Annotated in this window: 19 protein-coding genes; 11 read left to right on the top strand and 8 right to left on the bottom strand. The window is 50.9% G+C overall.

The genetic code is table 11. The annotated features are described in order from the left end of the window. Positions 1-3: 3 nt before the first annotated feature. Positions 4-690, top strand: a complete 687-nt coding sequence (locus HFD94_RS08375) for an ABC transporter permease (RefSeq protein ID WP_033760892.1) — start codon at positions 4-6, stop codon at positions 688-690. After that, on the top strand, positions 687-1466 hold the full coding sequence (locus tag HFD94_RS08370) for an ABC transporter ATP-binding protein (protein ID WP_045139956.1): 780 nt from the start codon (positions 687-689) through the stop codon (positions 1464-1466). The genes HFD94_RS08375 and HFD94_RS08370 overlap by 4 nt, the downstream gene beginning before the upstream one ends. 124 nt (positions 1467-1590) lie before the next feature. Here the strand turns inward: HFD94_RS08370 and HFD94_RS08365 are convergent, their stop codons facing one another. Beyond that, complete coding sequence (locus HFD94_RS08365; protein ID WP_122889527.1) at positions 1591-2316, bottom strand: glutathione S-transferase; 726 nt, start codon at positions 2314-2316, stop codon at positions 1591-1593. 136 nt (positions 2317-2452) lie between these two features. Between HFD94_RS08365 and HFD94_RS08360 the strand changes: the two genes are divergently transcribed. After that, a complete protein-coding gene (locus HFD94_RS08360) occupies positions 2453-3022 on the top strand; it encodes a TetR/AcrR family transcriptional regulator (RefSeq protein WP_122889528.1) in 570 nt (189 codons plus the stop codon). A gap of 89 nt (positions 3023-3111) precedes the next feature. Here HFD94_RS08360 and HFD94_RS08355 read toward each other — a convergent pair whose 3' ends face one another. Next, the gene (locus tag HFD94_RS08355) at positions 3112-3708 is read right to left on the bottom strand and encodes a TetR/AcrR family transcriptional regulator (protein WP_010246771.1); all 597 of its coding nucleotides are present in this window, start codon (positions 3706-3708) and stop codon (positions 3112-3114) included. Between the two features lie 141 nt (positions 3709-3849). Between HFD94_RS08355 and HFD94_RS08350 the strand changes: the two genes are divergently transcribed. Both HFD94_RS08350 and HFD94_RS08345 read left to right on the top strand, forming a co-directional pair. Next, a complete protein-coding gene (locus HFD94_RS08350; RefSeq protein WP_064690949.1) occupies positions 3850-4275 on the top strand; it encodes a RidA family protein in 426 nt (141 codons plus the stop codon). 75 nt (positions 4276-4350) lie between these two features. Further along, positions 4351-4551 (top strand): AraC family transcriptional regulator, encoded by a 201-nt coding sequence (locus HFD94_RS08345; protein WP_243234779.1) that lies wholly within the window; start codon positions 4351-4353, stop codon positions 4549-4551. A 55-nt stretch (positions 4552-4606) separates the two neighbouring features. On the opposite strand, the gene HFD94_RS08340 is transcribed toward HFD94_RS08345, so the two are convergent. Next, complete coding sequence (locus HFD94_RS08340) at positions 4607-5116, bottom strand: anti-virulence regulator CigR family protein (RefSeq protein ID WP_167433010.1); 510 nt, start codon at positions 5114-5116, stop codon at positions 4607-4609. Between the two features lie 463 nt (positions 5117-5579). Between HFD94_RS08340 and HFD94_RS08335 the strand changes: the two genes are divergently transcribed. Beyond that, complete coding sequence (locus HFD94_RS08335; RefSeq protein WP_062759041.1) at positions 5580-6149, top strand: DUF4142 domain-containing protein; 570 nt, start codon at positions 5580-5582, stop codon at positions 6147-6149. Positions 6150-6323: 174 nt separating this feature from the next. Here HFD94_RS08335 and HFD94_RS08330 read toward each other — a convergent pair whose 3' ends face one another. After that, positions 6324-6692, bottom strand: coding sequence for a helix-turn-helix domain-containing protein (locus HFD94_RS08330; RefSeq protein ID WP_050679222.1), 369 nt, complete (start codon positions 6690-6692; stop codon positions 6324-6326). A 100-nt stretch (positions 6693-6792) separates the two neighbouring features. On the opposite strand from HFD94_RS08330, the gene HFD94_RS08325 reads away from it, so the two are divergent. Further along, positions 6793-7539 carry an NADPH-dependent F420 reductase gene (locus HFD94_RS08325; RefSeq protein WP_045139954.1) on the top strand — a complete coding sequence of 249 codons (747 nt, stop codon included), beginning with the start codon at positions 6793-6795 and terminating at the stop codon, positions 7537-7539. Between the two features lie 290 nt (positions 7540-7829). Here HFD94_RS08325 and eptA read toward each other — a convergent pair whose 3' ends face one another. Together eptA and HFD94_RS08315 are read right to left on the bottom strand one after the other, a co-directional pair. After that, complete coding sequence (gene eptA, locus HFD94_RS08320; protein WP_159226878.1) at positions 7830-9479, bottom strand: phosphoethanolamine transferase EptA; 1650 nt, start codon at positions 9477-9479, stop codon at positions 7830-7832. 516 nt (positions 9480-9995) lie between these two features. Then, positions 9996-10862: an SDR family oxidoreductase gene (locus tag HFD94_RS08315; protein ID WP_167433009.1), complete on the bottom strand. Its 867-nt coding sequence runs from the start codon at positions 10860-10862 to the stop codon at positions 9996-9998. Positions 10863-10971: 109 nt separating this feature from the next. Here HFD94_RS08315 and HFD94_RS08310 point away from each other — a divergent pair, with 109 nt between their 5' ends. Then, positions 10972-11847 carry a LysR family transcriptional regulator gene (locus HFD94_RS08310; protein WP_061902305.1) on the top strand — a complete coding sequence of 292 codons (876 nt, stop codon included), beginning with the start codon at positions 10972-10974 and terminating at the stop codon, positions 11845-11847. A gap of 66 nt (positions 11848-11913) precedes the next feature. Here the strand turns inward: HFD94_RS08310 and HFD94_RS08305 are convergent, their stop codons facing one another. Then, positions 11914-13227, bottom strand: coding sequence for an FAD-binding oxidoreductase (locus HFD94_RS08305; protein ID WP_167433008.1), 1314 nt, complete (start codon positions 13225-13227; stop codon positions 11914-11916). A gap of 330 nt (positions 13228-13557) precedes the next feature. Further along, positions 13558-14166 (bottom strand): dTMP kinase, encoded by a 609-nt coding sequence (locus HFD94_RS08300; protein WP_064690953.1) that lies wholly within the window; start codon positions 14164-14166, stop codon positions 13558-13560. A gap of 437 nt (positions 14167-14603) precedes the next feature. Between HFD94_RS08300 and HFD94_RS08295 the strand changes: the two genes are divergently transcribed. From HFD94_RS08295 to HFD94_RS08285, 3 genes are all read left to right on the top strand, one after another. Then, positions 14604-15392, top strand: coding sequence for an enhanced serine sensitivity protein SseB C-terminal domain-containing protein (locus HFD94_RS08295; protein ID WP_167433007.1), 789 nt, complete (start codon positions 14604-14606; stop codon positions 15390-15392). 554 nt (positions 15393-15946) lie between these two features. Further along, positions 15947-17164 (top strand): cupin domain-containing protein, encoded by a 1218-nt coding sequence (locus HFD94_RS08290; RefSeq protein WP_029519267.1) that lies wholly within the window; start codon positions 15947-15949, stop codon positions 17162-17164. A gap of 607 nt (positions 17165-17771) precedes the next feature. Beyond that, on the top strand, positions 17772-18675 hold a 904-nt coding region (locus tag HFD94_RS08285), incomplete at its 3' end, for a BapA prefix-like domain-containing protein (RefSeq protein ID WP_167433006.1).

Here is an 18675-nt window from a genome sequence, read left to right as displayed (position 1 = left end):
CACGTGGATATCATATTTTTACAGCAGACGCTGCTGGCGCTGCTGAAAGGATTGCCGCTGACCATCAACCTGGCGTTGCTCTCACTCTTTGGCGGCGGCGTGCTGGCGCTGCTGCTTAACCTGCTGCGCATGACGCGTGTCGGCAGCGTTTTCTGTCGCTTCTACGTCTGGCTGTTTCGCGGTACGCCACTGCTGATCCAGATCTTTATGGTCTATTACGGCCTGGGCAGTTTACCGGCGGTGCGGGAAAGCTTGTTCTGGCCGCTGCTGCGCGATCCCTACTGGTGCGGCTTACTGGCGCTGATTCTCAATGATGCCGCCTATACCTCGGAGATCCTGCGCGGCGGGCTGCGTGCCGTCAGTCAGCAGTCGCTGGAAGCCGCTAAAGTCTCAGGCATGTCGTCGTATAAGATCTTTACCCGCATCACCTTACCGATTGCGATTCGACAGGCATTGCCGGCCTACAGCAATGAGATCATCTCGATGATCAAAGCAACGTCGCTGGTCAGCACTATCAGCCTGATGGAGATGACCGGCATTGCCGACTCGATAGTCTCTTCCACTTTCCGGGCGCTGGAGGTGTTCCTGAGCGCGGCGGTGATCTACCTGATACTCACCATGCTGGTCAGCAAAGGCGTATCGATGCTGGAACGACGCTTATCACCTTACTATTTTGGAGCACGCTCATGACCGCCCCTACCATTATGCTGAGCCATCTCAGAAAGAGTTATGCGGGACACGAAGTGCTGCACGACATCAGCCTGACCGCGCAGGATGGCGATGTGATATCGCTGATTGGTGCCAGTGGGTCGGGAAAAAGTACGCTGTTACGCTGCATTCCGTTTCTTGAAGTGCCGCAGGCAGGCGAAATTGCGGTAGGCGAGGTGAACGTCACCCTGGATAACGCCGACGAAAAACTGAGCCGCGAGCAGCGCCGTCGCATCAAGCTGATGCGAATGCAGCTCGGCTTTGTATTTCAGAGCTTCAACCTGTGGCCGCATAAAACGGTGATGCAGAACATCATTGAAGCGCCGGTTCATGTGCAGAAGCGCAGCCATAAAGAGGCGATTGAAGAAGCAGAAGCGCTGCTCCATAGAGTGGGACTCTATGCAAAACGCGACGCCTGGCCGTCGCAGCTTTCCGGCGGACAGCAGCAGCGCGTGGCGATTGCACGGGCGCTGGCGCAGCAGCCAAAAGCGATACTGTTCGATGAGCCAACTTCAGCGCTGGATCCGGAGCTGGTGGGCGAAGTATTGCGGGTGATCCGCAGTCTGGCGGAAGAGGGACGTACCATGATTATCGTCACCCATGAAATGGGCTTTGCGCGTGACGTGTCGAACAAAGCGGTGTTTCTGCACCAGGGCATGATTGAGGAGTCCGGTTCACCGGAGCAGGTGTTTCTCGATCCGATCTCGCCACGCTGCCGCGCCTTTGTAAATAGCCACTTTGAGCGCAATGCAGGCTGAAGCGGCATTCTGATAAGGCTGACGCGCGGAAATTTCATGTTTTGAGATGACAAAACCCCGGAAGATTTCCCGGGGTTTTTTTAATAGCCGCCAGACCACGTTATCCAGAACGATCAGCGCGATCTTACGCCCGGTCCTGAGACGATGCAGCAGCAGCAGGGCGGCCCGCTTCAACCATTGCCTGCCATTGCTGATAGCTGGGGCGGCTCTGGATTTTTGCATACCACGCTTTCAGGGCGCGACACTCGTCAGGAACAGCAAGATTCACCAAAGCCGCGAAAATCATTCCGCCGGTTACGGCGATATCCGCCATCGAAAATGTATTGCCCGCGACATAAGGTTGTGAGCGTAAAACGCCGTCAAAGTAGTGCATCCCTCTGATGGCCTTTTCACGCATCTTCGCACCCCATTCCGGATTCTGAAAGAGCTCCACCTCCGGCCCCAGTCCTGCTGTGGCATGATGGAAATAGACGCTGACCGCATCAAGAAATTCGATCTCAGCCCGTTTGGTCATCATATGGATAACGCCTTTTTCTGCCGGCGTGACGCCAGTCAGAACCGGATTCTCATCCAGCACATCGAGATATTGCGTAATGGCGGTGCATTCAGCGATCAGCGTTCCGTCATTCAGCGCTAGAACCGGCAGTGTTCCTGAATAATTGATCGCTAAAAATTCAGGTTTTTTATGCTCACCTTTCCACAGGTTGACCGGAATAAATTCGACCTCAGAAAGTAATCCCTTTTCCGCCAGGGCAATCCTGACCCGTGCAGGATAAGGGCCATCATACCAGTCATAAATCTTCATCGTGGGGAGTGACGGAACTGCAGATGCATTGTGGATATCAGTCATGATTGAATTACCTACCTGTCAATTGGTAGGTGGATTGTGATGCCGAACTTTTCTCCTGTCAATCCCTGTCTACCAGTTGGCAGGTAAATATTTTCCCCTTATAATGCGTCTCCACCTCCTGAAGGAAAACTGAGTTATGAGCCTGAACGCGCGTGAAGCCATTCTGGCCGCAGCAAAAAGTGCTGCCCAGAATCATGGCTATAACGGGATTAATTTTCGCAGCATCGCTGACGAGGTAGGCATCAAGAATGCCAGTATCTATTATCACTTCGCCAGTAAGGCCAATCTGGGAGCCGCGGTTGCCAGCCGATACTGGCAGGATACGGCTGAGGATTTAAAGACTATACGCGAGCAAAGTGCCTCACCGGATGAAGCGTTGCAGCGCTATCCGCAGATTTTCCGCAAGTCGCTTGAAGATGCCAACCGGCTCTGTCTCTCCAGCTTTATGGCGGCGGAATCTGAAGATCTGCCCGAGGAAGTGAAGCGTGAGGTTCAGTGTTTTGTCGATGCGAACGTCGAGTGGCTGACAGAGGTCCTTTGCGAAAAGTCGCCCGATAACGCGGAGAAAAATGCGCAGCGTGCGCTGGCAATTTACACCGCAGTTGCTGGCGCGCAGTTAATAGCCCGCACGCGCCAGGATATAACCATTTTTGATAACCTGATTGCGACCTATCAGGAGAGCGGCCTGATTCCGCTGTCACACTGAATTAAAACGACACCGCGCCTGAAAGAGATGCAGGCGTCAGCACTCAGAGCTTCAGGGCTATCAGTGAAAGCAGCAGTGAGCATTCAGGGTTAAATCGCACTATGGCGCAAGCCGCCTGCCAGTTGTGTGAACACGTCGATCATCTTTGGCAGCGCCTTTTCCGGCTCGCTGCTGGAAGCGACCCACAGTGCGGCATTCAGCGCCGCGCTGTTCAGCAGATGAGCGGCGGCATCGGCGTCGACCGGCTTCATTATCCCGCTGTCGATAAGACGGGTAATCGTTTCACGCGTGGCTTCCAGGCAGCTGTTCTGGCTGGGCCATTGGGAAGGATCTCCCAGAAAAGCCGGGCCATCGCGCAGCACAATGCGTTGCACTTCGGCATCCATTGCCATGCGGATGTAGGCGATGCCTTCAGCCACCAGCTTCTCCCACGCATCGCTCACCCCAGACGCTGCCGCTTTAGCCTGCTGCGCCATTTCGCCATCAACCTGTGCGACGACCGCCGCAAGCAGCCCCTTTTTGTCACCAAAATTGTGGTAGAGCGCCCCGCGTGTCAGACCTACGCTGGCCGTCAGTTCATCCATTGACGCAGCGGCAAAGCCTTTTTCGGCAAAGGCTTTGCGTGCTGCTGCAATCAGTTTTGCCCGGTTCTCTTCCATTGTTTCAGCGCGACGTTTAACGGCCATACACTCTCCTTTCACATACGCGAGGTATATTAATTGACATACGCGACGTATGTGTGATTAATGTGACATACGCCGCGTATATTAAATCAAACTCGTGTGCGCTGCATCCTGCAATCCCTTAAAGGCTATTGAGGAAATTCTATGATCACCCGCGAACCCATTTTTCCTGCCAATCGTCACGCTCTCTATGAGCAGCATGGTTATTCAGCGGCTATCCGCTCAGGCGATCTGCTGTTTGTCTCGGGTCAGGTGGGCAGCCGTGCCGACGGCACGCCGGAGCCTGATTTTGCTGCTCAGATAGAACGGGCATTTGAGAATCTGGCAGCCACGCTCGCTGCGGCAGGGTGTACCTTTGACGATCTGATCGATGTCACCACGTTTCACACCGATCCGGAGCATCAGTTCGAAACCATCATGCAGATAAAGCAGCGCGTTTTTCCGCAGCCTCCTTATCCTAACTGGACAGCGGTGGGTGTGACGTGGCTGGCGGGATTTGATTTTGAAATCAAGGTGATTGCGCGCATTCCCGATCAACGGGACCAACGGAGCCTGTCACAGAGTGCATAAAGCATGAGTGGCAATCTGCCTGTCAGGCACTTTACACCGGAGACGGGCGCTGCGATGACATGTCCGACGTAAAATATGCTGGCATCACAGACAGGGATGTCCCGCGCTGCATTTGCAAAACATTTTGGTCAGACGGTTGGAATTACGCCCATAGAATATCTGACGCAATGGAGGATGCCGCTCGCCAGCAATCATCTGCAAAATTCAGGCGAAACGATTTCAGGCGTTTCTGCCGCGCTGGGATATGAGTCGGAGCGCCTTCAGAAAAGCATTTAAGCGTGTTACTGGCGCTCCACCAGGAAAGTTAACCCATTCGAAAAAGTTTTGAAGGTTAATCGAAAACCCCATTAATTACGGCGGTCACGACAGCGGTGCTCAGGGCTATCAGCACAAGATTATCTCCGACAGCTCGCCATTCGTAACCAGGGTAATAGGGCAGCTCATTTAGCATTGATGCTGGCAAACTTTTTTTGGCGATACCCGGAGGCAAAGGTTTACCATGCGCAACTTTTTTAGCTATTCCTGGCGGCAAAGACTGATAGCCGACAAGGCCATAATTGACGGCAAGTTTACGTGCAAGAGAGTAGTTGATATCTGACTCGACGTGATCGGGTCGTCCTGCGTTCTTACGATTTCCATGTTTTTCTTTCGGACCCGCATTACCATGCCCCTTGTTTCCGTGCTCTCCGCTTTTGCCGTTATTACCCGGGTTTCCGCTATTACCATTACCCTGACCGCCACCACCGTTGCCGTTGCCCGGATTTGCGAAAACGGGCGCAGCAAGCACGGTACAAGATATCACCACCGCAAATGCGGCTTTTAAAGTGCGAGATTTGAGCATGTGATCTTTCCTTAATATTATTCAGTAATCTGAACCAGAAAATATAAAGCGATGTAAGGAGGTAACATGAGCTCAACCTCTTAACATTATTATGTCACCTGTTAGTTATTACCCAGCATTAAACGGCCGACAACCACATAGCAACCTTAAGAATTATCTCAAACCAATCAAAGAAAAGCTGTACGATGTTTTGATATTTCGTATAAATTTTATGCTGAAGCCCTTGCTAACAATAGATAAATTTTCGGCTTTAAGCGAGGCGGAATACATTTTCGTTATTTTTATGCTGCTGTAATGCATTGTTTATACTTGCGATTACCTGACATTACTACAACGCTTAATCACTCTGCTACGTAAGGTACTTTAAGCGAGACAGAAACCATGTCGACTCATGAGACGGAGCAGGTAATTGTGAGCAGAACTTTTCTGATATCGGTCTTCCCATAATATTCAGGATTACAAAATGAAAAATAATAAAAGCTATAAAGGATGGCTGGCTATATCAGCCGTCGTCGTTCTGTGCAGCACTGCCACCGTACAGGCTGAGACGCAGACAAGCGCCCCGCAGGGCGGGAATACACCGCAGACCGTAAAGAGTGACAAGCTCAGCCCTGGTGATGAAAAAGCACTGAAGGATATGGCGCAGGCCAATATCAATGAAATTGCCGCCGCCAAAATTGCGCTGAACAAAACACAAAGCGTAGAAGTTAAAACCTTTGCACAGAAGATGGTCGAAGATCATGGCAGTGCCCTGACAAAAGTTCAGGCGGTTGCTAAGCAAAAAGAGGTGACATTACCGACTGCGCCAGACGCTAAACATAAGGCCATGGCCGATAAGCTGGAAAAGCAGAGCGGCGGTGCCTTTGACAAAATGTATATGGAAAATGCCGGAATAATGGATCATAAGATGGTGCTGTCGACGCTGAAGAGTGACGCGACGAAGATAAAGGATCCGGATGTGAAGGCGCTGGCCGACGCGCATACCCCTGTTGTAGAACAGCATCTGAAATCCGCCCAGCACATGGCGATGTAACCGGGCTGGCCGGTTCCGAATTATCCGCAAGCGCTGTTACGGGATCATCGGGACCAGCCAGAAACGACATAATCCACCATCGGCTGGAGTTTCTTTCTCGTTACGCCAGTCTTGGCCTGAACAGCCATGCCCTGCGCTCAGCCACATCGGTATAACCAGGTTGAAATGCGAGCTTCAGGCGCCATCAAGCCCCAGCGTTTCACGACGCAGGAAGGCCCAGTCAATCAGAGCAGTCATTGATGGCCCAAGCGCTTTTCCCAGATCGGTAAGCGAGTACTCAACACGCGGAGGGACTTCGGGATAAACCGTGCGAGTCACGATGCCATCCTGTTCCAGTTGCTTAAGCTGCTGGATCAGCATTTTTTGATTTACGCCCTCAATCCGGCGCTCCAGCTCGGAAAAGCGCAGCGGGCCTTTAGCGGCGAAAAGCTGACAGATAATAATTGTCTTCCATTTACCTTCAATAATCTTCAGCGCTTCGGTGGTAGCCTTAGCCCACACCAGTCGCTGCTCCGGAATATCACAACGCCAGTCTCTTTCCATACTTACCTTCAGGTTAGTAACCCACTATTTTGTCGGTTCTTGTTGTTTATTCAGTGAATATATAGGGTATCTCACTTCAACACAGAATCAGGAGCGAAATATGAAAATCGGCATAATTGGCACAGGTAATATCGGTGGTACCCTGGCACGTAAGCTTAGTGAAGCGGGGCACAAGGTAAAAATCGCTAACTCACGCGGAATTGATGGCGTGCGTGATTTCGCGGGTGAAATTAATGCAGAACCCACAGACATCAGGGGAGCGGTTACAGACGTTGAAGCCGTGATTCTCTCCATTCCGCTGCCGGCACTTAGCAGCCTGCCTGATGGGCTTTTCGATCACCTTCCATCCCATGTCCCGGTGATCGACACCAGCAACTACTATCCTGGCCTGCGCGATGCACCGATTACTGCACTGGATAATGGGCAGACCGAAAGCGAATGGGTTCAGGAGCAAATCGGGCACCCTGTGGTTAAAGCTTTTAATAACATCCTTGCCGACTCGCTCGCCGATCTGGGCCAGCCGCAGGGAAGTCGGGGTCGTCTGGCAGTTGCCGTAGCGGGAGATCATCCTGATGGTGTGCAGACGGCCATGTCACTGATTAACGACACCGGTTTTGATCCTGTGTTCTCTGGGACTATCGCTGAATCATGGCGTCAGCAGCCCTGCACACCTTGTTACTGCTGTGACTGGGAAGCGCCCGTAATGCTGCGAGCTCTGGCGTTGGCCAGAAAGGGCGAAGGGCTGACCCGGCTGCCACAGCTTTATGCCAGTTTCGCGACGCTGGGTGATGCGCCCTCTCATCAGGATATTATTGAAAATAACCGTGCCATAAACTGGCCGGTTTAAATTTCCTGGGAAGAATAATCTGTCTGCGTTGATGATCTGGCTAAGGTGACTGAATATTTCACTGAGTTTTGCATTCCTTGCTGGACTTGTCACGATCACGATGCCGGTGAGGCTTGGCTCGGGTTCGCTTTAATCAATATGAGATAGCCACACTGTGTCGTTCAGGTGAGAGAAATCTCTGAGCAAACCTGACTGTGATAATCGACGGCCAACGGTTTATCCCCCGGCCCTTCTGATTATTCAGATATCGTCCTGTCAGATTAAAGCCCCGTTCCGGGGCTTTATCACTCTCATTTTTGACCCGACTTATTTCTGCATGACGCCACTATATCGTCAGAACTGACATATTCCCGGGTCTGAACACCTGTAATGCCCAGCATGGTTGAGAAAAGGTTGTCCTGAGAATATTTTTGCGTGGTGGCTTGCTGGCTCAGGCACTTGTAGTCCACGGCATAACGCTGCTGGTAATCGGGCGAAAGCCAGATAAGCAGCGGCACGCGAGTCTGGGCTTCAGGCGCGATAGCATAGGGCAGGCCATGCAGATAGACACCTTTCTCTCCCAGCGACTCACCATGATCGGAAAGATAAACCAGGCTTGTCGTAAACTCGTCCTGATGGGCTTTGAGTAATTCAATCGCTTTGTCGACGATATAGTCCGCATACAGGATGGTGTTGTCATAAGTATTAATCAGCTGGTCCTGAGAACACTCCTGAATCTGATTTGTTTCACAGGTGGGCGTGAATTTGCGGAACGCCGGGGGGTAACGATGGTTGTAGGTTGGCCCGTGGCTGCCTATTGTATGCAACACGATAAGACCATTCCCCTGAAGCTGTTTGATATACTCCTCCAGACCATGGAAAAGCACCTCATCATAGCACTCGCCTTTAATACACATTCCCGGAAGATTCAGGGCTGTCATATCCTGATTAGGGATCCTTTCGCAGGCCCCTTTGCATCCCGCATCGTTCTCATTCCATAAAACACTCAGCCCTGCACGCTGAATAATATCCAGTAGCCCCTCCTGATGACTGGCCAGGGCATCATCGTAGTGCTTGCGCGGCATGTTCGAAAACATGCAGGGAACGGAGACCGCCGTGGATGTGCCACAGGAGGAGACGTCAGGAAAATAGACGACGTCATCTTCCGCCAGCAGTGGATTGGTTGGCCGTGAATAACCTCCCAGAGAAAAATTGGCGGCGCGTGACGTTTCACCCACAACCAGAATCGTCAGGTTTTTTTTAGGGCCGTTCAGCATGTGGGGGAGTTGATGCGCATCTTCGCCTATTTTCACCAGGGGAAGATTCGCCCGCTCGCGGTGATTATAGTAAGAGAGCGAGGCGGCAATAAAATTAGACGGACTCAGGGATTTCACCAGCTCGTGATTATTACGAAACAGTGAGGCGTAATCCTTATAAAACAACATGGCTATCACGGCTATCAACACAACAGAAATCACCAGACTTAAAGCGCGCTCAAGCACTCCTTTCCACACCGGAACCGACTTTTTAAACGCGGGCCAGAAGGCAAGTACAGCCATAAAAATGCCGGTAAAAAATATTACCACTATCATCTTAGGCGTCAGCAGCGCCATGCTTTCTGCTGGCGTGGTATCCACCATGTTGGTGATCATTGAACGGTCAAGAATGATGCCATAGTGCTGAATAAAGTACTGAGCCGTGGCAGAGACAAAGATAAATAGTGCAATGGTTATCCTGTCCAGCCAGAGAAATGAGGCAATAGTCACCACAATATTGATGACGCTAAAAGCCACAAGGGGCATGGAGAACAAAAAAAGAATATTTTTAAGCTCATTTAGCGGTATAAGTGAATATGCCTGCCGGTAAAAGGCGAGATTGAGAAAAACCGAGATATAAATTGAGAATAATATAATAAACGTAACGCGGTGCATCACGGGCTGACTGATTGTGAATCGTGGCATAAAGGTATTCCGTAACCTTGAAAAAATTGAGCCAATACAGATTATTTCTGAATTGATTAGTGATAATTAATAAAATTCATGTGCTGTGAACCACAGGTAGAAGAAGCTAATGACTATGATCATAGAAATTACCACTGTAAAACATTCACTTGATGATGGTCTGAGCATGACAGGTGCCTGGGAAAGAAAGGGTTCATAATTGTGAATGTTAAGTAAAAATTAACCTTTTGCTACAGTTTGTGCGGTTAACTTTTCTATTATGTGGTCGGGTTCACACTTTTACGGTGAAGATGCTGAAAAGGATAAGATAGGGGCGTGAGATAATTGAGACGCCAGAGAGCAGCTGTCGCCGAAGATAAGAACAGGCACTCACAGAATAAATTGTGTCAGTACCTGTTGATACTGCTCAGTACAATCTATGAGCCGCTGAATTCCCCAACTGAAAGTGGTGCATCGTAATAGTTAGCATGCGCAGCATTGCTCTACAGGCTTGTCCTTAAGCCTGAGAGATCCAGATTACTCTCCGGCGAGTGCGGTAATAAAGTCACGATAGGTATGCAGTGGGCGGCCAGGCAGGGTGACCAGACGTTCCCGGTCGCCCTCTTGTGGAATCATCCCATCACTGACGTAACGTTCAGCCATCAGCCGCATTTCATACGCCATCCAGCGCGGCATAAACTCCGCCATATTGGCTTCGAATACATCCGGATTATCTCCTCCATAAATTACCGGACGGCCCAGAAGCTGTTGCCAGGCTGCTGCTGCCTCTTCTCCGTTGAGCGTATCCGGCCCCACGAGATTGAGCGTTTCGACCGGTAATTCTTCGCTGGCCTGGTCGCGCCTTATCAGTTCAATTGCCGCCACTTCAGCAATATCCCGTGTATCGACCATTGCCAGGCCAGTCATGCCGATCGGCATCGGGTAAACGCCGTGGTTGATGATCACATCTTTGATCATCACCTCATTATCGATGAAGTAGGTGGGGCGCAGAATAGTAGCGCTAAACCCCATCTCTTTCAGCATGCGCTCGGCACCATATTTGACGGCAAAATGCGGCACGTTAACCGAAATGTCTGCGCCAAAAACCGACAGGTAGACGACACGCTTAATGCCGCACTCTCTGGCAATATTGAGCGTGATGATTGTCTGCGTATATTCATCTGCAGCGACCGCGTTCAGTAAAAAAAGCGTTTTGATGCCGCTGAAGGCGGCGCGCAGGGCGTCGATATCCAGCAGATCGCCTTTAACAACGTCGACATTGTCCGCAAAGCCCGCTTTTGCCGGATCGCGTGTCAGAACACGGAAATCAGCACCGCGGTGGATAAGCTGATCGACAAGGTGGCGGCCAACACGGCCAGTGGCGCCGGTAACAAGAATCGTCATGATGTTTATTCCATAATGTCTGGGTGGGTGTGAGCAAACAATAAGCCGATCCATTTCCCACGAATAGACGCTAATATTGAGACGAGTTGTTCCATAAATGAGACAGCCTGTGGATATTAACGCGCTAAAAGATTTTCATCTGATTGCCGCCTGGGGAGGGTTGGGTGCTGCCAGTCGCGCCAGCGGAAGGCCCAAAGCCACGCTATCACGCAGGCTGGCTGAACTTGAAGAGGCGGTTGGTGTGCGGCTGATTGAGCGGGGCGGCCAGCGACTGCGGGTCACCGATGCTGGCGAACGTTTGCTGGCACGCACCGCCGGGCCAATACAGGAGATTGATGAAGCCGCGCGATCAGCACGCGACGAGCGGACAAAGCCTGCGGGCACCCTGCGTATCGCCGCACCGCTGCTGTTTTCGCAACTGGCGCTTGGCGGCCTGCTGGCTGCGTTTCAGCGACGCTATCCTGACATCCTGATTGAAGCTATTTCAGAAGATCGCATGAGCGATCTGGTGGATGAGCAATTTGACGTTGCTATTCGTATTAATCCACAGAAAAACAGTTCGCTGGTCGGCCGGTGTTTTGCCCGTGATAAGCAGGTGCTGGTGGCGCTTCCCGCGCTTGTCATGCCAACAGGCGATCCGCATAACCCGCCGGAAATACCGGCAGTTGTGATGTCAACGTTTCAGCCTGGTGAGCTCTGGGCCGTACAGGACGGAGAGCGATGTTTTACGCCACAGCCTCTGATGCGTCTGTCATCCATTCTGACGCTCCGGGACGCCGTTCTGGCGGGTGCTGGTGCGGCGATGCTTCCGCAATCCCTCGTCAGCAAACAGCTGGAAGAGGGAGAGCTTGTCTGCTGGGGAGAGGAGGAAAATCTTACTGAGCTCTGGGTGCTGCACACTTCCCGCCATCTCCAGAGCATCAGGGTTAAGGTTTTCGTGGAATTTATCTGTGAACACTATCCTGCGGGCTGGTTCGTGACCTGAGCCGCAGGGTTCAGGGGATTAACGTCAAACAGCCTATGCCGCTTCCCGCCCATACCAAAAGGAGGATCAGACCTCTTTACGGCCCAGATAACGCTCTTTCATCAGTGACAGTTTTATGCCGACATCCAGCGCCGGCGATGGCGGCATGAAACTGGCCTTGCCCAGCGACAGCATATCCGCGATATGCGGGTTGTCCTGTTTCATCATGTAATCTGCCAGCAGACTGCCCGCTACGGTCTGTTTTGAAACACCTGCGCCGTTACAGCCACCCGCCGTACAGATAAATTTGTTCAGCATGCCCCATTCAGGCGCGCTGTTTCGCGTAACGCTGATGGTGCCGGACCAGGTGTGGGTTAGCTTTACGCTGCCGAGGGTCGGATAGACTTTATGAAATAAGCGCTGATGCAGCTGGGTTGCCTGCCAGGTCTCTGCGGCATTTACCTGACCGCTGAGTGCGGGTATCACGTGCTGGCGAATCAGGAAACGGCGGTCTGAGGTAAAACGGAAGGTTGCACCGGCAATCGCATTAACCGGCGTAAGCCCCCAGCTCTGCATGGGGGGCAGGGTAGCCAGTTGTTCATCGGTCAGCGGATCGGTAATGCTGGCGAAGGTCGCCATTGCTGCCTGACGCGAAAGTCCTGGCCGCAACTCTGGCGATAATGCGTTGGTGGCCAGCATCACCTTTGGCGTTTTGATGATGCCAAACGGTGTCAGCACTTCAGCCATGCTGCCGTAGCGAATCCCCAGCACTGGCGTATTATCGAAGCGTTGAATATTTTCAGGTAAATAGTGGTTTAGCCCGGAGATCAACTGCGCCGGATTAACCAGCACACAGCCAGGTGTGTATATCCCTTTGCTGTAAAAGCGCGTGCCGAGTTTAAGGTAAAGCTCCTCGCTGTCTGACATCTGCCATGGCTCATCCATTAAATCGAGCTGGCTGGCGTACTCTTTTAAAATACGATCACTGCCACGTTCAGCCTGGCAGTGATATTTACCGACCTGTTCCCAGTCGCACTGAAGATGATGCTGAGAAATAACCTGCTCCAGCTGACGAATGCCTTCCTGAAGCAGGTTACGGTAAGCGTTGGCCTTTTTTAATTCAGCGGTCGAACTGCCAATATTATGAGGCAGACCGATAACAAACCCGGAATTACGTGCCGATGCGCTTTCCCGTGTGCTGTGCGCGTCGACGATGATAATTTTCAGGTCGGGATTAATTTCAGCCAGGCGTCGCGCAAAGGCAACACCTGAAAACCCCGCGCCGACGATAACCCAGTCGGCAGTGATATCCTCTCGCAGCATGGGCTGCGGCGTAAAACAATGCTCACCCGCAGGCCAGCCCAGTTGATTGTGATTAAATGGTATCGATGCGTAGCGCAATTCCCTGTGCCTTATCTGAAAAATAAAGCAATTTTATAAGTTAAAGCGGGATATCTGTGCCAGCGGTAATCTGATTATTGTTGATTTCAGACAAGTAAAATTCAGGTGGATGATTTTTGAGTTAACAACCAAAGGTGACACGAATTTTCGAAGAAGAGATGATAACGCGACTGTTATGTGTTTTATTTGCTGGTGTCAAAGACCGAAACCAGTGATCTGCAAAGCGGTATTCATAAAGCGCGAGCAGGGGAGAGCGAAACGGAACAGGTCGCGCTGTTAACTGGCAATTTCGAGTAGGAATCAGCCCCTGAAACGGATAACTGTAGGGCATCAAAGCGTTTTATAGATTTCAGCAATGACCTGCATCGTTGCCTCTTCTACGGTTCCTTCATTGCGACATAAAAACCAGCCGTGGTTAGTCATCTCCTGCTCGAACGCTCTGGTGCAAGCGACATGCTCTTCCAGCCTGTGAATCACTGTACTCCCCAGCCCACGCGATCGTGCCGCGGCTCGTTCCCATGAAATCTCAGGTGCCGTGACCACCCCGACATGCAGATCTGGCGCTCGCACATTGAGCTTAATGTTTCGCTGCAAAATCTCTGCAAAGGGCACCATCCGCCGAAACGCGGCATCAGACGGATACCAGCGATCCATCAGGATAATGCAGTTCCCGGGCTGTTTAGTGAGTACATTCTGTGAAATCCAGGCACGGCTAACGGCAAAGCGTTCACAAATATCCTGTTCAAGATCAACGGAGGGATTTCTGGCGAGCCTGTTAACCAGTGCCATTGTTTCCGCCCTGAAGGGATCGCTTTTTTGCTCGCTAAGTCGGATCACCTTCCTGTTATCTGCTCTTAGCACTTGCGTAATGGACTCCAGCAGAGTGGTTTTACCGGTTCCCTTGGGCCCATCCAGAGAAACAAAAAGCTGACGACTCATGCCTGGAATGAGAAGTGAGGAAAGATTTTTGTGAATCGTGCATCCGGTAAAAACATCTTATTTTCCTGGTTTAATAGCTGAAGTTACATCGTTCTCTGTAGCAGTATGGCATGTCAGCGTGAGCATGATTTTAAACAAACACTGATAAACACGCTGGTAACGGTTCTGACTCACGAGTTTATAGAACAGGATGTTAGTCAGATAAGCTTAATAGTTGAGGCCTGTGCGGTGTAGTTTAAGGGAAGCGTCTGGAAAACGGAAAAGATCGTGCCTGTTCTGCCATTTACCCATTCAAACGCATGTCCTTAATCGCAATAACGAGCCCTCAAAGGCAATCCCCCGGTACGTGCAGGAATCTGGCGAGTAGAAATTATCTATATTATGCTCATAAGCCCTTGTTAAATTGATCCTAATCCAATCCTGCCTAAGGTGGTTAAATGTCTGACGAAAGGGAAATCAAACTGGAGACTGCTTTAAAACTGGCGGCCGATCATCCAGCAGAACGACCTGAGTTTTACCGGGTACTGTTAGATTCATCTCTTTACGTCCTGGGTAGTTCCGGAGGGGCAACGGGTGATGGTGAGGTCGAACTAAAGGCGGGTGAGAATATCTCGATTCAGCACTGGGAAAAACCGGATGGAACGCCTGTCATTCCGGTATTCAGCTCGCTTGCCACCCTGCAGCGCGCCATCAGCCAGGAAAGTAACTACATGAAGTTGCCTGCCAGAGCCTTTTTTGAAATGACGCGGGGAGAGGGTGTGTTTCTTAATCCCAGGTCGGATTACGGAAAGGAGTTTGTGCCGGAAGAAATAGAAGCCATGCTGGCGGAAGGAACGGGTCGCCTGCCGCAGACAAGGGTGGTTGAGGAAGAAACACAGGTATTAGTGGGAGTACCTGCCGTTGTTCCGGACAGGCTTCTGAAAGAGTTATCAGCCTGGTTTGCAAAATGTCCCGGGGTCAGCCGTGCATTCCTGGTTTTAATGCACGACCCGTCAGTCGATGATAAACCGCATTATCTGGTGGGGGTGGAAATGAGCGGTGATGTGCAAGAGGTGATGCGTGGTGCGGGTCTTGTCGCAGCGGATACCTCTCCGAATGGGCAGGCGGTGGATCTGATGCGCCTTGGCCAGAACGACAAAGGTCTGGACTCACATATCAGGTCGCAGTTTACGCCATTCTATGTGCGGAGCATGAAGCAAAAACTAAAGGGCATGTTTGGACGCTGAACGGCTTCTGAATGTTGTCTTGTAACCAGCGTAGTAAATCGGGGGTGACTTTGATCTCCGGTTTCAACAGTGCCAGTGATAGTGACTGAAATAGGTGATCCAGGGCGGATTTATCTATGTCCGCTATGAGTGAGGAGTGGACTTTATGCTTCGGGCTTAATCAGGCGTAACAGAGCGGCCCTGCACATGCGCCTCGTCTATCTGAGTACGTGCGTGAAAGCTCACGGATCAAAGGCTCAGGCCTCGTTAAACCCCTCAATTCGTAAAAATTCTTATCAGCAGTTACCGATCACCGGGTAAATGAAAATCAAAAAGACCCACATTAATTGACGATTAGTGCGCTTATGCACAGGATAATCCCTTTATAACTATACGTTGATTAAACAACATTAATCTTTCTTAATACATTCAATTATCTTTACTATTTGCGTGAAAGATGCACTCTTTCCACAGTGTTACAAAGTTGTTTTTCCCTCCGCATTCAGCCCGCTTATAACTTTATGGCGGTAACAAAAATAATACCGTTTATAAAAAGATTATTAAGAGGGATGAATATGAAAACACTGACAAGAAGACATTTTATGGCTTTTGCGGCAGGAGGAACGGTCGCGCTTGCGGCGGGTCAGGCCATGGCACATGACAACGGCGTAAAGACGTTTCCGGCAGGGAGCGGAGGACGAGATCCCGGACCACATGACCCTATTCGTGAGGCTGAAAGTCCGGACATCGTAAATCCGCCCGTTACCGACAGCGGAACGCTGCCAAACCTTCACTTTTCTTTCAGTGATGCGCACGTACGCAAGGGAAGCGGTGGCTGGACGCGTCAGGTGACGCAGCGGGAGCTGGGCATATCTACGACGATTGCGGGTGTGGACATGCGCCTCAATGCCGGAGGTATTCGCGAACTGCACTGGCATAAAGAGGGGGAGTGGGCTTACATGACTTATGGCAACGCGCGGATTACCGCTTTTGACGCCAGCGGAGGATGGTTTGTTGATGATATCGCTGCAGGTGACCTATGGTATTTTCCGCCCGGTATTCCCCATTCGATTCAGGGTCTCGGTCCGGACGGCTGTGAATTTTTACTGGCTTTTGACGACGGAAATTTTGATGAGGATAGCACTTTTCTGCTGTCAGACTGGTTCAGGCATATTCCCCCGGAAATTCTCGCCAAAAACTTCAGGGTTCCGGTATCTTCATTTTCTCACCTGCCTTCACCTGATGATGAGTACATTTTTGCCGGCAACGTTCCGGGCAGCCTGGAATCAGACAGTATAAAAGGCGGGGTGAAGTCGAAAATCCGCTTTACCCACAAGATGCTGGCTCAGGATCCGGTACGCGCGCCGGGAGGAACCGTCAGGATCACGGATTCATCCAATTTTCCGGTTTCAAAAACGATTGCTGCCGCACTGGTGGAAATTGAGCCAGGCGGACTGCGCGAGCTGCACTGGCATCCTAACAATGATGAATGGCAGTATTACCTTGAAGGAGAGGGGCGGATGGGGGTCTTTGCATCATCCGGTCAGGCAAGGACTTTTGACTACCGCGCCGGCGATGTGGGATATGTTCCTTTTGCTATGGGACACTACATCGAAAACACCGGTAAGGGACCACTGCGTTTTCTTGAGCTTTTTAAAAGTGATTACTATGCCGATATTTCGCTTAACCAGTGGCTCGCCAGTACACCACCTGAACTTGTCCGGCAACACCTGCATCTGGATGAAGAGTTTATGAACATGCTTTCACTTAAAAAGAACCCGGTGGTGAAGTAACTGGTTCAGTCGTTACCTGATTAATAAGGATTGACGCTGACTTATTCCTGTTTAAATTAAAGTGTCCGCTTTTAGCATAAAGCGGACACGTATATCGGTAATGCAATTTCCCACCTGCCACTTAAAATGGTGCAATAGCATCATCATTGCTCTTACAGGGATGGGGAAGTCGTTACTAAACTGAGACAGCAGGGCAGTTAAATCATCAGGAAGCATCTGCTATTAACAGGGGACATTTCCAGATTTTACCTGGTAGCCAGACATGAAAACGAAGTTTAGCTTATGTCTATCCAGCATCAACTATTCACTTTTTCCTGACAATACGTCGTTGAAGTCAGTAAAGGTTAATTGAGCTGATGCCCGGACTCTTGCAAAGAATGGTACTTTTTATTTTGCCAGCAGAAATAATCTGTTTTCAAAACCGAATATTTAATCTGGCTGTGGTTATGCCCTTTATTGTTGCTACGAATTGCGTTTAATGCGTTGAGTGCCGGCTCTGCCTCAGCACCTTTATTGGCGCTGGCCGTTGCGTGCCTGAAATAAGTAAAGCGTCGCTTTATTTCCAACGGCATTGCCTACTTAATAACTGGTATATAAGGAGATTTCCATGGCATTTTCAGGAACGGGCCGCGCCACGGTCATATCGCTGAAAAGCGGTCACCCATTGTCTCAGTCCACTGAAGGAAAATCACAATCTATTCTGAGCGAACCCGCTCTTATCACGCTGCAAAGCTCACCTTCTCAGATTTCTTCTTTTCAGAAACAGGGTGACGATCTCATTCTTAACCTGCACGAGAGCGATACGCTTCGCTATCAGAATTTCTTTACTGAGGTTGCAGGCCAGCAGAGTAAAATGCTTTTCCAGCAGGGAAGTTTATTTCAGGAGGCACAGTTCAGCACAGACGTTTCCGGCGATGCTCAGACTGTCACCACGCTGACACCTGTCTGGCAATCTCCAGCTTCTGCAACATCTCCAATGCCATTCCCTGCCAGTCCAGAGTCAGATCCCGCGTTATCAGTGGTAGAGTCTACCCAAAGCCAGATTCTGATCCCGTCAGGCATGCCGTTAAACGGAGCAGCTGTCGCCCTGAGGGCGACGACCAGCGAAGCTGATTCAACCTTAACGCTTACGCCCCAGGTTGAGTCAGCAACAGCTTCAGATGCCCCCGCCACCTCCGACGCTATGAAGGCCAGCGCCATTCCATTACCGGCGCTGACTCTTGATCCGGTTACCGGCGACAATGCGGTCAGTTACAAAGAGGGGATATACGGCATTATCTTCACCGGCTCCGCCGCCCATCTCCCCTCCGGCACGCCGGTTGAACTGACCCTTGACGGCAGAACCTGGCAGGGCAGCGTCTACCAGGATCAGTGGCAGGTTCAGCTCTCTGACAGCGACGTGAAAACTATCAAGGACGGCAACCACACCATTCTGGTCAGTGCAACGGATCTGAATGGAAACAGTACCAGCCTCAGCCAGAATCTGCTGCTGATTACCCACTACAACAGCA

The organism is Pantoea sp. EKM20T, from assembly GCF_011800485.1.
GTDB classification, from domain to species: Bacteria; Pseudomonadota; Gammaproteobacteria; order Enterobacterales; family Enterobacteriaceae; genus Pantoea; species Pantoea agglomerans.
The sequence above is the reverse complement of the archived record's forward strand: the minus strand, read 5'-3'. Positions and strand labels throughout refer to the sequence as shown.